General features: G+C 62.7%; 11 protein-coding genes. 4 read left to right on the plus strand and 7 right to left on the minus strand.

The window, feature by feature from the left end; all coding sequences use genetic code 11:
• Positions 1-13: 13 nt before the first annotated feature.
• The 5 genes from AC05QJ_RS12925 to AC05QJ_RS12945 all read right to left on the minus strand — a co-directional run bounded on the left by AC05QJ_RS12925 (position 14) and on the right by AC05QJ_RS12945 (position 4277).
• Entirely contained in the window at positions 14-679 is a 666-nt protein-coding gene (locus tag AC05QJ_RS12925) for an amino acid ABC transporter permease (protein ID WP_476747229.1), read from the minus strand.
• A gap of 12 nt (positions 680-691) precedes the next feature.
• Entirely contained in the window at positions 692-1363 is a 672-nt protein-coding gene (locus tag AC05QJ_RS12930; RefSeq protein ID WP_476747230.1) for an amino acid ABC transporter permease, read from the minus strand.
• Between the two features lie 10 nt (positions 1364-1373).
• On the minus strand, positions 1374-2195 hold the full coding sequence (locus tag AC05QJ_RS12935; protein WP_476747231.1) for an amino acid ABC transporter ATP-binding protein: 822 nt from the start codon (positions 2193-2195) through the stop codon (positions 1374-1376).
• Between the two features lie 56 nt (positions 2196-2251).
• Positions 2252-3088 carry a transporter substrate-binding domain-containing protein gene (locus AC05QJ_RS12940; protein WP_476747232.1) on the minus strand — a complete coding sequence of 279 codons (837 nt, stop codon included), beginning with the start codon at positions 3086-3088 and terminating at the stop codon, positions 2252-2254.
• 268 nt (positions 3089-3356) lie between these two features.
• Entirely contained in the window at positions 3357-4277 is a 921-nt protein-coding gene (locus AC05QJ_RS12945) for a LysR family transcriptional regulator (protein ID WP_476747233.1), read from the minus strand.
• A 100-nt stretch (positions 4278-4377) separates the two neighbouring features.
• Between AC05QJ_RS12945 and aptA the strand changes: the two genes are divergently transcribed.
• From aptA to AC05QJ_RS12965, 4 genes are all read left to right on the plus strand, one after another.
• Positions 4378-5724: an omega-aminotransferase AptA gene (gene aptA, locus AC05QJ_RS12950; protein ID WP_476747234.1), complete on the plus strand. Its 1347-nt coding sequence runs from the start codon at positions 4378-4380 to the stop codon at positions 5722-5724.
• A gap of 52 nt (positions 5725-5776) precedes the next feature.
• Positions 5777-7273, plus strand: coding sequence for a CoA-acylating methylmalonate-semialdehyde dehydrogenase (locus tag AC05QJ_RS12955; RefSeq protein WP_476747235.1), 1497 nt, complete (start codon positions 5777-5779; stop codon positions 7271-7273).
• A gap of 220 nt (positions 7274-7493) precedes the next feature.
• Positions 7494-8798 carry an aminotransferase class III-fold pyridoxal phosphate-dependent enzyme gene (locus AC05QJ_RS12960; RefSeq protein ID WP_476747236.1) on the plus strand — a complete coding sequence of 435 codons (1305 nt, stop codon included), beginning with the start codon at positions 7494-7496 and terminating at the stop codon, positions 8796-8798.
• Positions 8799-8943: 145 nt separating this feature from the next.
• On the plus strand, positions 8944-10890 hold the full coding sequence (locus tag AC05QJ_RS12965) for a methyl-accepting chemotaxis protein (RefSeq protein WP_476747237.1): 1947 nt from the start codon (positions 8944-8946) through the stop codon (positions 10888-10890).
• Between the two features lie 178 nt (positions 10891-11068).
• Here AC05QJ_RS12965 and ppsA read toward each other — a convergent pair whose 3' ends face one another.
• Entirely contained in the window at positions 11069-13435 is a 2367-nt protein-coding gene (gene ppsA, locus AC05QJ_RS12970; RefSeq protein ID WP_476747238.1) for a phosphoenolpyruvate synthase, read from the minus strand.
• Positions 13436-13485: 50 nt separating this feature from the next.
• A complete protein-coding gene (gabP, locus tag AC05QJ_RS12975; protein WP_476747239.1) occupies positions 13486-14874 on the minus strand; it encodes a GABA permease in 1389 nt (462 codons plus the stop codon).
• Positions 14875-14888 lie beyond the last annotated feature (14 nt).

The following is a 14888-nucleotide window of genomic DNA, read 5'->3' on the forward strand; positions in this document are numbered from 1 at the left end:
TTGGTTAGGGGTGTCAGTAGGCGTAGCGGCGCAAGAGGCGCCCTTCGACCACGCCGACCAGGCGGGTCAGCGGGAAGGCCACGAGGAAATAGATGACGGCGACAGCCGAGAGGAACTCGACCGGGCGGGCGGTACTGTTGGAAATGTTCTGGCCTACGAACATCAGGTCGGCGACGCCTACCGAGGAGATCAGTGCGCTCTCCTTGAACAGGCTGACGATGTTCGACAGCAGCGGCGGAACGGCCCGCAACAGGGCTTGCGGGAAGATCACGTAGAGCACCTTGACCTTCGAGCCGAGACCCAGGGCCGTGCACGCGTCGTGCTGCTCGCTGGCGATGGACTTGAGCGCACCGCGGAAGGTCTCGCTGGTGATCGCGCCCATGAACAGGGTCAGGGCGATCAGCACCGAAACGTACGGCGGGATGTCCAGGCCGAACACCACCGGGAAGCAGAAGAACACCCAGAACAGCTGGATCAGCAGCGGCGTGCCGCGGAAGAACTCCACGTAGAGCGTCAGTGGCAGGCGGATCAGCGGTGTCTTCAACTGGCGCAGCATGCTGACGGCAAAGCCCAGCAGGCTGCCCAGTACCGCGCAGGCACCGGTGAAGGCAAGGGTCAGCCCGAGGCCCTTGAGCAGGACAGGCCAGTAATGCAGAACAACCGAGAAATCGAGTGGCATGGCTATCTCTCCTCAGCGCTGGCCGGCCAGTTCCTGGCGCCGTTCGAACCACTGCACCAGTTGCGCTACAGGCAGCGACAGGGCGAAGTAGATGAGGGCGATCAGGGTGTAGGTTTCCAGCGGGTGGTAGGCTTCGGTGGCGAGGCTCTTGCCCACGTACATCAGGTCGGCGACGGCGACGATCGCTACCAGTGCGCTCTGCTGCAGGGTGCCGATACCGTTGGTGATCAACACCGGCAGGGCGCTGCGCAACGATTGCGGCAGGATCACGTAGACGGTCCGTTGCCAGGAGCGCAGGCCCAGGGCAATGCACGCATCCAGGTGTTCCCGTGGTACCGCCTGCACACCGGCGCGGTAGGCCTCGGCGTTGAAGGCGGTCAGGTTCAGGCCCAGGGCAAGGAAGCCCATGGCAATCGGGTCGATGAACACGTCGAACAGCATCGGGACGCAATAGAAGAACCAGACGATCTGCAGTAGCGCCGGGGTGCAGCGAAAGAACTCGATGAACAGCTGCGCCGGCCAGCGGATGAAGAACCAGCGGCTCAGGGTCATCAGGCACAGCAGGAAGCCGCAGGTCAGGCCGATCAGGTTCGAGGCCAGGGCGAGCTCCAGCGTCACCTTGAGGCCGTCGAGCAGGGCCGGCAGGCTACCGTTGAGGAAGTGAAAGTCGAATTGGTAGTTCATGGCATTGCCCTCAGTCGAACTGCACGACCTTTTCGAGGAACTCGCGTGTGCGGGCTTCCCGAGGCTGGGTGAAGATCTGATCGGGATGGCCTTGCTCGACCACCTTGCCGTTGGCGCAGAACACCACGCGGGTGGCGATGTGGCGGGCGAAGTGCATGTCGTGGGTGACGATGATCATTGCCATTTTCTGGTCGGCCAGTTGCATCATCACGTTCTGCACCTCGATGACCATTTCCGGGTCGAGGGCCGAGGTCACTTCATCGAAGAGCATCAGTCGCGGTTCGAGCATCAGTGCGCGGGCAATCGCCACACGCTGCTTCTGGCCGCCGGACAGTTGGCTGGGGTAGGCGTGCAGCTTGCTTTCCAGACCCAGGCGGGCCAGGTAGGCGCGGGCCTTCTCGGTGGCTTCGGCCTTGCTCAGACCATGGACCTTGACCGGTGCCAGGATGAGGTTGCCCAGCACTGACAGGTGCGGGAACAGGGTGTAGTGCTGGAATACCATGCCGATCTGCTTGTGCAGGACTTCGTCCAGTGGCTTGCCCTGTTTGCGATTGCCATCGATGTACGGTTTGCCCTGGAACTGGATGGTGCCGCCCTGGATGCCTTCCAGGCCCATCAGTACCCGCAGCAGCGAGCTCTTGCCGCTGCCGGACGGCCCGATGATCACCAGGCGGTCGTCGGCGCGCATGTCCAGGTTCATCCCGTCCATCACGACCAACTGTTCGGAATAGGCTTTGCGCACGCCCTGAAGCTGGATGAAATTGCCGCCCAGGCCTGAATTCGGGTTGAGCGAAGCCTGTGGCTGGGTAGCCACCAAATGAGGTGTGTTCATTACAGTTATCTCCACGAGGGCGCTCCTGGCCGGGGCCCTCGGTAGGTCAGCGGGAGTTACTGGGCTTTTTGGCCCGCGAGGATCTCGGCGGAAGCCTTGTCCACCAGCTTGTCGATCTCGCCCGAGGTGCGGCGCTCGGTGATGTAGTCGTCGAGTTGGGCAAGGTCGGCGGCGGGCGTTTCGCGTGAGAGAGCGAAAGACACGCCCTGCTTGGCCAGGGCTGGCACTGGCAGCACTTCTTTTGTCCAGCTGTTGGCCATGGCGAACAGGTGGTTGGTGTCGTTGGCGTCGGCGAGGATGTCGGCGCGCTTGGACATCAACGCCATGCGGGTTTCATCGGAGCCAGGCAGGCGCATCAGCTTGGCCTGCTTGATCGCGCCGGATACGGCCTTGTCGGCGGCGGTGCCAGAGATCACGGCGATGGTGACGCCGGGCTTGTCGTAGTCGGCCAGGTCGGAGCCGGCGGTAGCGAACTTCGGGTTCTTGCCGTTGACCAGCAGGGAAATCTGGTAGTCGGTGGCGGGCACCGAGAACGCTACGGCCTTGGCGCGTTCGGGCGTCATGTTGAGCGCCATTGCCATGTCCCACTTGCCACTCTGGATGCCTGCGACCTGGTTGTCCCAACTGGTGTCGACGAACTCGGCCTTGACCTTCAGCACGTTCTCGGCGAAGTCGCGGCACAGGTCCACGAAGTAGCCGCTGTACTGCCCGCTGGCCGGATCGCGCATCACATAAGGTGCCGCGATTGCCGCGCCGCAACGCAGCACGCCGGCCTTCTGCACGTTTTGCCAGGTGTGGGTGTCGGCGTGAGCCGGGGAGTGCATCAGCAGCGTCAGTGCCGCGGCGAGGCCGGCAACGCTGCTGCCGAGTTTGCGAGAAAGGAACCGTGCCATGTTGAGTCTCTCTGGTGAGTTGTTCTTGTAGACAGACGAGCAAGCAAAAAGCGAAAACTGTGTTCTTATTTGAGTGCCGCGTTGTGTGCAGCAATGCATTCAAAGTATTTCGATCCATTCGGGCTGTCAACACGCCGGAAAGAATTTTTAGAAGCAAAAACGCCCTCGCTCACCGTGACGGGTGAATGAGGGCGTTCGATGAGGGGAGGGTGACGCGGGCCCCATGTGGGAGCTGGCAAGCCAGCTCCCACATGGGGTCTGAGTGCTCTCAGGCGGGGGTGTCAGTCAGCTCCAGCTCGCTGAGAAACCGCTCAAGAATCATGTTTTGCCGCCGTCCCTTGCGCATGGCGATGGCTATCTTGGAGTCGAAGTAGAGCCTGTCTGGATCAAGGGCAATCATCAGGCCTTTCTCCACCCAGGTCGCGGCGTAATGGTCTGGCAGGAAACCGATATAGGCGCCCGTCAGGATCAGGAAGGCGATACCTTCGCGGTCCGTTGCCGAGGCGGCGAAGCTGAGCAACTGGTGCAGGCCGATCGCTTCGGCGGTCATGCGGTACGCCGGAATCACTGCGTCTGCCCGGGACAACTGCGCATCGGTGACCGTCGCGGCCTGGGTGAACAGCGGGTGCTCATGGCTGCAGTACAGGTTCGAGCGTTCCTCGTAGAGCAGGCTGTAATCCAGGCCGGACAAGGGAGTAATCAACGGCACGGCACCGACGTGCAGGCGCCCGTCGAGCAGGCCGCGCTCGATTTCCCCCGGCGTGCTCATGCTCAGGTTGATCCGCACGCCACTGCCCTCGGCGCGCACGGCCTTGAGTGCGTGGGTAATGCGCATCTTCGGCTGGGTCACCAGGTTGTTGACGATGGCCACGTTCAGGTCGCCGCGCAGTTGCTGGTGCATCTGGTTCACTTCACTGCGAAAGCCCTCGATGGCCACCAGCACGGTCTCGCTGGCGCGCAGTACTTCGCGGCCTTCGTCGGTGAGGGCAAAACCCGCCCGGCCGCGTTGACACAGGCGCATGCCGAGGCGCTTTTCGAGGTCGCCCATGTGCAGGCTGATGGCCGAGCGGGTGATGCCCAGCACGCTCTCCGCCCCCGAGAAACTCCCGCATTCGGCCACGGTCTTGAATACCCGCAGCAACCTCAGGTCGAAATCGCTGACCTGATGCAGTGGCGTTTTTTTCGTCATAGGTGAGTAATCCAATAACCGAGTGAAAGAAAATACAGATTTAACTTACATGACGCTTCGATTCAAGCTAACGGCTATCCACCCACCTAGGGCTATCGCCATGAATCAGGCCTTGCAAACAACAATTCCCCTGGGCAGCGGACTTCAGTTGGACTCCCACTGGATGCCGTTCTCGTCGAACCGCAATTTCCACAAGGATCCACGCTTTATCGTCGGTGCCCAGGGCAATTGGCTGGTCGACGAGCAGGGCCGGCAGGTGTTCGACAGTCTGTCGGGGCTGTGGACCTGCGGCGCAGGCCACTCGCGCAAGGAGATTGCTGACGCGGTGGCGAAGCAGTTGGTGACCCTGGACTATTCCCCGGCCTTTCAGTATGGCCATCCGCTGTCGTTCAAGCTGTCGGAAAAGATCGCCAGCCTGACGCCGGGCGACCTCAATCATGTGTTCTTCACCGGTTCCGGCTCCGAGTGCGCTGACACCGCAGTAAAGATGGCCCGGGCCTACTGGCGTCTGAAAGGCCAGCCGCAAAAGACCAAACTGATCGGGCGAGCCCGTGGCTACCACGGGGTGAACGTTGCCGGCACGTCGCTGGGCGGAATTGGCGGCAATCGCAAGATGTTCGGCCAACTCATGGACGTCGATCACTTGCCACACACCTTGCAACCAGAGCTGGCCTTCACCCGGGGCGCGGCTGAAACCGGCGGCGTGGCGCTGGCCAATGAGTTGCTGAAACTGATCGAGCTGCACGACGCTTCGAACATCGCTGCGGTTATCGTCGAGCCGATGTCGGGCTCGGCCGGCGTCCTTGTACCTCCCCAGGGCTATTTGCAGCGCCTGCGCGAGATCTGCGACCAGTACGACATCCTGCTGATCTTCGATGAAGTCATCACAGCGTTCGGGCGCATGGGCTGCATGACCGGCGCCGAGTATTTCGGCGTGACCCCGGACCTGATGAATGTCGCCAAGCAGATCACCAACGGCGCCATCCCCATGGGTGCGGTGATTGCCAGCAGCAGGATCTACGACACCTTCATGTATCAGGCCTCGCCCGAGTACGCCGTCGAATTTGCCCACGGCTACACCTACTCCGCGCACCCGGTGGCCTGCGCCGCCGCGCTCGCTACCCTGGACCTGCTGGAGAGGGACAACCTGGTCCAGCAGTCCGCCGAACTGGCGCCGCACTTCGAAAAGGCTATCCATGGCCTGAGGGGCGCAAGACACATCGTCGACATCCGCAACTGCGGCCTGGCCGGCGCCCTGCAGATCGCGCCGCGTGATGGCGACGCCATCATTCGCCCGTTCGAAGCCGGCATGGCCCTGTGGAAAGCCGGTTTCTACGTCCGCTTCGGCGGCGACACCCTGCAGTTCGGTCCCACCTTCAACACACAACCCCAGGAACTGGACCGCCTGTTCGATGCCGTGGGCCACGCCCTGCACGGCATCGACTGAGCGTCCCCTTCTTTTATATAGCCCGCTTGCCAGCAAGCCTTGAGGAACCACGATGAGCACCATCAAGCACCTGATCCACGGCGAGTACGTCGCCGACGCCGCCCGCACCACCGAGGTCTTCAACCCGTCCACCGGGCAGGCCATCCACACCCTCGGCCTGGCCAGCCGCGCCACCGTGCAGAAGGCTATCGATTCCGCCCAGGCCGCGTTCCCGGCCTGGCGCAACACCCCACCGGCCAAGCGCGCCCAGGTGATGTTCCGCTTCAAGCAACTGCTGGAAGCCAATGAGCAGCGCATCGCCCAGCTGATCAGCGAAGAGCATGGCAAGACCATCGAGGACGCCGTGGGTGAACTCAAGCGCGGCATCGAGAACGTCGAATTCGCGTCCGCCGCTCCGGAAATCCTGAAAGGCGAATACAGCCGCAACGTCGGCCCGAACATCGATGCCTGGAGCGACCTGCAGCCGATCGGCGTGGTCGCCGGCATCACCCCGTTCAACTTCCCGGCCATGGTGCCGCTGTGGATGTACCCGCTGGCCATCGCCTGCGGCAACTGCTTCATCCTCAAGCCGTCCGAGCGCGATCCAAGCTCGACCCTGCTGATTGCCGAACTGCTGCATGAAGCCGGCCTGCCAAAGGGCGTGCTCAACGTGGTGCACGGCGACAAGGAAGCGGTGGACGCGCTGATCGAAGCACCGGAAGTCAAAGCCCTGAGTTTCGTCGGTTCGACCCCGATCGCCGAGTACATCTATGCCGAGGGCACCAAGCGCGGCAAGCGCGTGCAAGCACTGGGCGGTGCCAAGAACCACGCCGTGCTGATGCCGGATGCCGAACTGGACAACGCCGTCAGCGCGCTGATGGGAGCGGCCTACGGTTCCTGCGGCGAGCGCTGCATGGCCATCTCCGTCGCCGTCTGCGTCGGTGACCAGGTCGCCGATGCGCTGGTCGCCAAGCTGGTTCCGCAGATCAAGGCCCTGAAAATCGGCGCCGGTACCCAGTGTGGCCTGGACATGGGCCCGCTGGTCACAGCCGCTGCCCGCGACAAAGTGCTGGGCTACATCGATGACGGCGTCGCTGCGGGTGCCGAGGTGGTTGTAGACGGCCGCGGCTTCAAGGTTGCCGGCAACGAAGACGGCTACTTCGTCGGCGGTACCCTGTTTGATCGCGTGTCCCCGGAAATGCGCATCTACAAGGAGGAGATCTTCGGCCCGGTGCTGTGCATCGTCCGCGTCGACAGCCTGGAAGCGGCAATCCAGCTGATCAACGACCACGAATATGGCAATGGCACCTGCATCTTCACCCGTGATGGTGAGTCGGCGCGCCTGTTCTGCGACGAGATCGAAGTGGGCATGGTTGGCGTCAACGTGCCGCTGCCGGTGCCGGTGAGCTACCACAGCTTCGGCGGCTGGAAGCGTTCGCTGTTCGGCGACCTGCATGCCTACGGCCCGGACGGTGTGCGCTTCTACACCCGCAAGAAAGCCATCACTCAGCGCTGGCCGAAACGCACCAGCCATGAGGCGGCGCAGTTCGCCTTCCCTAGCAACAGCTAAGGAAACCCTGTTCGGGCAGCAGAGCCGTCGACTGTTCTGACGGAGAAACGCCGAGGGTGCTGTTGCCCGCACCCGTAGAGCTTCTACGGATAACCCGAGACCTGTCGGGTTAACTCTCACCCACTTTGTCAAAGGCTCAGGCTGGAGACCTCGCCGCCACCCCGCTGGCGGCATTTCTTTTCCTTTATTCAGTCCATTCAATTGAAGAGGTCGATTCACCATGCCAACCAGCAACGAATACGTTAAAGGCCTTGATCGCGACTACGTGTCCCACTCGTGGTCGGTGCAAGGCGCGCTCAACCCCCTGGTGATCGCTGGCGGGGAGGGCTGCACGGTCTGGGATTACGAAGGCAAGCGCTACCTCGATTTCTCCAGCCAGTTGGTCAACACCAACCTGGGGCACCAGCATCCCGCTGTCATCGCGGCAATCCAGGAGCAGGCCGCGACCCTGGCCACCATCGCCCCGGCCACCGCCAACCTGATGCGCGGCGAAGCTGCCAAACGCATCATCGAACAGGCGCCGAAGGGCTTCAGGAAAGTCTTCTTCACCAACGGCGGCGCTGACGCCAACGAAAACGCCATCCGCATGGCCCGGTTGTTCACCGGTCGTGACAAGGTGCTGTCGTCCTATCGCTCCTATCACGGCAATACCGGCTCGGCGATCGTCGCCACCGGTGATCCGCGTCGGGTACCGAACGAATACGCCCGTGGCCACGTACATTTCTTCACGCCTTATCTGTACCGCAGCGAGTTTCATGCCCAGACCGAGACCGAAGAGACCGAGCGCGCGCTGCGTCACCTGCGCCGCGTCATCGAAAGTGAAGGTGCCGGCTCGATCGCGGCCATTCTGCTGGAGAGCCTGCCAGGCACCGCCGGCATCCTGATGCCTTCCGCCGCCTATGTGCAGGGCGTGCGCGAACTGGCGAACGAATTCGGCATCCTGCTGATCCTCGACGAAGTGATGTCCGGTTTCGGCCGTACGGGCAAGTGGTTCGCCCTGGAACACTACGGCGTGGTGCCGGACCTCATCACCTTTGCCAAGGGCGTCAACTCCGGGTACGTGCCGGTCGGCGGCGTGATCATTTCCGAGCAGATCTGCGCTTACTTCGACACCCGCTACTTCCCGGGCGGCCTGACCTATTCCGGGCATCCGCTGGCCATGGCCTCGATCGTTGCCGCCATCGATGCGATGCGCAAGGAAGGCGTGGTGGAAAATGCACTGGACATCGGTACCAACACCCTGGGGCCGCGCCTGCGTGAATTGCAGCAGCGTCATCCGGCGATCGGAGACGTTCGCGGTGCCGGCGTGTTCTGGGCGCTGGAACTGGTCAGCGACACGGCGAGCCGTGCGCCGCTGGCCGCGGACAAGATGGCGCAACTGAAAGCGAAGCTGATGGAGCGCGGCCTGCTGCCCTTCATCGTTGAAAACCGTATTCACGTAGTGCCGCCGTGCGTCATTTCGGCCGAGCAGGTCGAGGAGGGCATCGCCATTCTCGATGAGGTGATTGGCGCGGTCCTGGGCTGATTCACTCACCAGAGCCCGCTGTCAGCCACAGGCAGCGGGTTCGCCCTTCATCCCTCTTTGTCGAAAGCTCCGGCTCTAGACCTGGCCGCTCCCACACTGGCGGCCTTTTTCATTTCTGCCCAAAACAAAAAACCAGAGAGCATCGATGAATATCAAGCACAAACTGACGTGCGCGTTTGCCGCTATAGCAGCCTTGCCCATAGCCCTGGTCACTGTCCTGGTCATCCTCAACCTGCGAGACGCGGCACGACAGGGCTTCCTGGACAGCAGCAGCCGGGAAATCCATCAGGTCGGCAATGCCATGAGCCTGTTTTTCCAGGGCATCACGCAGAACGTCGAGCTGCTGGCGACGCAACCCGAGGTGGTCGGCACGGGTACCGATCTCAACAAGTATCAGCAGACTCATAGCCAGAGCGTGCCGCTGGGCGAACAGGACCAGCGCGTGATGGACATGGTCGATCGCCTGGGCCGATCCCATCCTGACTACGCCTACATTTCATACGGCGTCGCGGACGGCGGGCATGTGAGCTGGCCGCCGGGGCAGGTGTTGTCCAACTACGATCCTCGCAAGCGTCCCTGGTACCAGTTGGCCATGGCCAACGTGGGCAAGACGGTGCGCACTGCACCCTATTACTGGGCGGGTGATGACACCGTCCTGGTGAGCACCGTGCGCACGGTCAGCAACAAACTGGGCAGTATGGGCGGGGTGATCAATATCGACGTCTCGCTCAAGGGACTGACCGCGATCATCAAGCAGATCACCCTCGGCGAGAGTGGTTACCTGATGCTGGTGGAAAAAAGCGGCAATGTGATGGTCGATCCCCGTGACCCAGGGCATAACTTCAAGCAGTTGCAGAGTTTCGGCCCCGGCTATGCCGAGCTGGCGAGTGCAGGGGAGGGGGTGGTCGAGGTGACGCTGAACGGCAGGCCGTTCATGGCCAACGTCTACCCTGACCCGCGGCTCGGCTGGACCTTCATCGGGCTGATTCCGCAAGACGAGGTGATGCGTTCCACGACGCGCCTGACCTGGCTGATCGGCATCATCGCGCTGGCGCTGGCGGCGATCTTCGCGGTCGTGGGGGCAGCGTTCGCGAGCCTGATCGTGCGGCCGATCAACACTGTCTCCAGTGGCCTTGAGGATATTGCCCAGGGCGAAGGGGACCTGACCCGTAGCCTGAGCGTCCGTGGCCACGACGAAACCGCGCAGTTGGCCAACGGGTTCAACCGGTTTCTCGGAGCCATTCGCAGTCTGATCCAGGGCATCGGTGCTGCGGCCGCACAGATCCTCAGCACTTCGACCCGTTCCACCCAGGTGTCCGGCGACATGGCGGACGCCGCCGACCGCCAGCGCGAAGCCGTCGACATGGTGTCCACGGCCTTCCATGAAATGGTCGCCACAGCCAACGAAGTCGCCCGCTCCTGCAGCCAGGCGGCGCAATCGGCCGACAGTGGCCAGCAACAGGCGCGGGAGGGGCAGGAGGAGATCGACGCGGCAGTGCAGAACGTTCACCGCTTGAGCCAGGAGATCGAGCAGTCGGTGCAATCGATCCAGCAGTTGGAGCGTGACAGCAACGACATCCAGTCGATTCTCGGCACCATCCGCTCGATTGCCGAGCAGACCAATCTGCTGGCGCTGAACGCCGCCATCGAGGCAGCGCGGGCGGGGGAGCAGGGGCGCGGGTTTGCCGTGGTGGCCGATGAGGTGCGGGCGCTGGCCAAGCGCACTGCGGACTCCACGGCCGAGATCGACGGCCTGCTGGGCAACCTAGCGGGTCGCACGGCGCAGGTGGCCGGGCAGATGCATGCCAGCCTCGATGTGTCCGCGCAGTCCGTCAACAGCATTGGCAGGGCGCGGGACAGCTTCGGACAGATTCGTGAGTCGGTGGACGTGATCCGCGACATGAACACCCAGATCGCCACCGCTGCGGAAGAGCAGCACCAGGTGGCCGAGGAGATCCAGCGGCATATCGGGCAGATTCATGGGGATGCCCAGCAAGTGGCCGGGCTGGCGCAGGCGGCGCGGGAGGATTCGCGGAGCCTGGCGGCGTTGTCGGGGGAGCTGGATCAGTTGGTGCGGCGGTTCCGGACCTGATACAGATTTGTGGTTGACATTAGAGCATTGTGGGAGCCGGCGTTGCCGGCGATGAGGCCGCTACAGACGGTGATGTTGTCTGGTCTGGCCAATCGCTGGCAACGCCAGCTCCCACAGGTCCGCGTCGGACACAGATTCTGCTGCTGACTCGCAATCCTGTGGTGGGGTTGGTGTTGGGTCAGCGATCCTCAGCCAGGAACAACCAGGTCTCGATCACTGAATCCGGGTTCAGCGAGACGCTGTCGATCCCTTGCTCCATCAGCCACTTGGCCAGGTCCGGGTGGTCCGAAGGGCCCTGACCGCAAATGCCGATGTACTTGCCGGCCTTGTTGCACGCCTGGATGGCGTTGGCCAGCAGCTTCTTCACCGCCGGGTTACGCTCGTCGAACAGGTGCGCAATGATGCCCGAGTCGCGGTCCAGGCCCAGGGTCAGCTGGGTCAGGTCGTTGGAGCCGATGGAGAAGCCATCGAAGTACTCGAGGAACTCGTCCGCCAGGATGGCGTTGGACGGCAGTTCGCACATCATGATCACGCGCAGGCCGTTGACGCCACGGCCCAGGCCGTTTTCGGCGAGCAGATCGACTACCTGGCTGGCTTCGCCCAGGGTACGGACGAACGGCACCATGATCTCGACGTTGGTCAGGCCCATCTCGTTGCGCACGCGCTTCAGTGCGCGGCATTCCAGCTCGAAGCAGTCACGGAACGACTCGCTGATGTAGCGCGACGCACCGCGGAAGCCCAGCATCGGGTTTTCTTCTTCCGGCTCGTACAGCTTGCCGCCGATCAGGTTGGCGTATTCGTTGGACTTGAAGTCCGACAGACGCACGATGACCTTCTTCGGCCAGAACGCTGCGGCCAGGGTGCTGATGCCTTCGACCAGCTTCTCGACGTAGAAATCGACCGGGTCGTTGTAACCGGCGATGCGCTTGTCGACGCTGTCTTTCAGTTCTTGCGGCAGGCCCGCGTAGTTCAGCAGCGCCTTGGGGTGCACGCCGATCATGCGGTTGATGATGAATTCCAGACGGGCCAGGCCGACACCGGCGTTGGGCAGCTGGGCGAAGTCGAAGGCGCGGTCCGGGTTGCCGACGTTCATCATGATCTTGAACGGCAGGTCTGGCATGGCGTCCACCGAGTTCTGGCGGATATCGAAGCCCAGCTCGCCTTCGAAGATGAAACCGGTGTCGCCTTCGGCGCAGGAAACGGTCACGCCCTGGCCATCTTTCAGCACCTGGGTGGCGTTGCCGCAACCGACCACGGCCGGAATGCCCAGCTCACGGGCGATGATCGCCGCGTGGCAGGTACGGCCGCCGCGGTTGGTCACGATGGCGCTGGCGCGCTTCATCACCGGTTCCCAGTCCGGGTCGGTCATGTCGGAGACCAGCACGTCGCCTGGCTGCACCTTGTCCATCTCGGACACATCGTGGATCACGCGGACCTTGCCGGCGCCGATACGCTGGCCGATGGCACGGCCTTCCACCAGGACGGTGCCCTTCTCTTTCAGCAGGTAGCGTTCCATCACGTTGGCGCTGGCGCGGCTCTTCACGGTTTCAGGACGGGCCTGAACGATGTACAGCTTGCCGTCGTCACCATCCTTGGCCCACTCGATGTCCATCGGACGCTCGTAGTGCTTCTCGATGATCATCGCCTGCTTGGCAAGCTCCGCCACTTCGGCGTCGCTCAGGCAGAAACGGGCGCGGTCGGCCTTGTCGACATCGACGGTCTTGACCGAACGACCGGCCTTGGCTTCTTCGCCGTAGACCATCTTGATGGCCTTGCTGCCCAGGTTGCGGCGCAGGATGGCCGGACGGCCGGCTTCGAGGGTGTTCTTGTGGACGTAGAATTCGTCCGGGTTCACCGCGCCCTGCACCACGGTTTCACCCAGGCCATAGGCGCCGGTGATGAACACCACGTCGCGGAAGCCCGACTCGGTGTCGAGGGTGAACATCACGCCTGCCGTTCCGGTTTCCGAACGCACCATGCGCTGCACGCCGGCCGACAGGGCCACCAGCTTGTGGTCGAAGCCCTGGTGCACGCGGTAGGAAATGGCGCGGTCGTTGAACAGCGAAGCGAAGACTTCCTTGGCAGCGCGGATCACGTTGTCCACACCGCGGATGTTCAGGAAGGTTTCCTGCTGGCCGGCGAAGGACGCGTCGGGCAGGTCTTCGGCGGTGGCAGAAGAGCGCACGGCCACGGCCATGTTGTCGTTGCCGTTGGCCATTTCGGCGAAGGCGGTGCGGATCTCGGCGTCGAGGCGCGCCGGGAATTCGGCGTCCATGACCCACTGGCGAATCTGCGCACCGGTCTTGGCCAGGGCGTTGACGTCGTCTACGTCCAGAGCGTCGAGCGCCTCGTGGATCTTCGCGTTCAAGCCGCTCTGCTCGAGGAAATCACGGTACGCCTGAGCCGTAGTGGCAAAGCCGCCGGGGACGGATACACCGGCGCCCGCGAGGTTACTGATCATCTCGCCCAGTGATGCGTTCTTGCCCCCCACATGCTCCACATCATGGACGCCGAGCTTATCGAGGGAAACTACGTACTCAACCACGTTTGACTCTCCGGTAATTGTTGCAGGTGCAGCACCAGGTGTTTTCAACGTTATTCCGAGACCGGCTTTGCATGCCGAACGGCAGGGTGTTCCGCTTTGCGCGCACTCATCAGGCCCACGCAGATGATCACGATGGCCAGCAGCCCGGTGGCAGTGATTTCGGAGCGATAGGCCGGGATGAAGAACATGCTGACCAAGGCGCCGCTGATGAACAGGATCACCGCCCAGGTCAGCCACGGGAACAGCCACATGCGGAACTCCAGGATCTCGCCGGCCGCCCGCATCTTCTTGCGCAGGCACAATTGCGAGACGGCGATCACCAGATAGACCAGCAGCGCCACCGCACCCGATGTCGAGAGCAGGAACTTGAACACATTCTCGGGTGCGAAGTAATTGATGAAGGTCGCCACCACGCCCAGGACGGTAGTGCAGGTCACGGCGGCAAACGGCACTTTGGCCAGGTTGACGCGTTTGAGGAACCGCGGGGCATCACCGCGTCTGGCCAGGGAGTAGAGCATCCGCGAGCCGGTGTAGACCTGGGAGTTCATGCAACTGGCCACGGCCAGCAGAACCACGATGTCGATGATCAGCTTGGCGTTGGGGATGTTCATGATCTCCAGTGCGCGCTGGAACGAGCCGACTTCCGGAAGGCGTGGGTCGTTCCACGGGACGATGGACAGGATCATCAGGATCGACAGCAGGTAGAAGACGCAGATCCGCCAGACCACCGAGTTGGTCGCGCGGGTGATTTGCCTGGCAGGGTTCTTCGACTCGGCGGCGGCGATGGTGACCACTTCCGCACCGATGAAGCTGAACATGGTGGTCAGCATCGCGCCGATGATCGCGCTCAGGCCGTTAGGTGCGAAGCCGCCATGCAGGGCCATCAGTTGCCCCAGGCCGCTGACTTCACGCTCGGGTAAAAGCCCCATCAGTGCCGCAACACACAGGGCGATAAAGGCGATGATGGCGATGATTTTCACTAGCCCGAACCAGAACTCGAACTCGCCATACTTGGCAACGCTGAAGAAGTTGGAGCAGGTCAGCACCAGAATGAGTGTCGACGCAATCACCCAGGTGTCGACGCCCGGTATCCAGGCGTTGATGATGTTGGCCGCCGCAATGGCCTCCAGCGGAATCGCCAGCACCCAGAACCACCAGTAGAGCCAGCCAATGCTGAACCCTGCCCAAGGGCCGATGGCCCGATCCGCGTAGGTGGAGAACGACCCGGTGTCAGGGGAGGCCACCGCCATCTCGCCCAGCATGCGCATGACCAGCACGACCAGGGCACCGGTAAAGATATAGGCCAGGAGCGCGGCTGGTCCGGCCTTGGCGATCGCATGCCCGGAAAAGACAAAAAGGCCGGCGCCAATCACGCCGGCGATCGACAACATGGTGACGTGGCGCTGTTTCAGGCCAGCTGCAAGGGAGGAGTTGGACATGGATAGACTCGTTG

The sequence above is a fragment of the Pseudomonas sp. TUM25319 genome (assembly GCF_056388475.1).

Excerpts from the sequence above, each read along its gene's own strand:
- gabP (WP_476747239.1), bottom strand. The coding sequence starts at position 14,874 with ATGTCCAACTCCTCCCTTGCAGCTGGCCTGAAACAGCGCCACGTCACC.
- AC05QJ_RS12930 (WP_476747230.1), bottom strand. The coding sequence starts at position 1,363 with ATGAACTACCAATTCGACTTTCACTTCCTCAACGGTAGCCTGCCGGCC.
- AC05QJ_RS12945 (WP_476747233.1), bottom strand. The coding sequence starts at position 4,277 with ATGACGAAAAAAACGCCACTGCATCAGGTCAGCGATTTCGACCTGAGG.
- AC05QJ_RS12955 (WP_476747235.1), top strand. The coding sequence starts at position 5,777 with ATGAGCACCATCAAGCACCTGATCCACGGCGAGTACGTCGCCGACGCC.
- AC05QJ_RS12960 (WP_476747236.1), top strand. The coding sequence starts at position 7,494 with ATGCCAACCAGCAACGAATACGTTAAAGGCCTTGATCGCGACTACGTG.
- AC05QJ_RS12935 (WP_476747231.1), bottom strand. The coding sequence starts at position 2,195 with ATGAACACACCTCATTTGGTGGCTACCCAGCCACAGGCTTCGCTCAAC.
- AC05QJ_RS12940 (WP_476747232.1), bottom strand. The coding sequence starts at position 3,088 with ATGGCACGGTTCCTTTCTCGCAAACTCGGCAGCAGCGTTGCCGGCCTC.
- aptA (WP_476747234.1), top strand. The coding sequence starts at position 4,378 with ATGAATCAGGCCTTGCAAACAACAATTCCCCTGGGCAGCGGACTTCAG.
- AC05QJ_RS12925 (WP_476747229.1), bottom strand. The coding sequence starts at position 679 with ATGCCACTCGATTTCTCGGTTGTTCTGCATTACTGGCCTGTCCTGCTC.
- AC05QJ_RS12965 (WP_476747237.1), top strand. The coding sequence starts at position 8,944 with ATGAATATCAAGCACAAACTGACGTGCGCGTTTGCCGCTATAGCAGCC.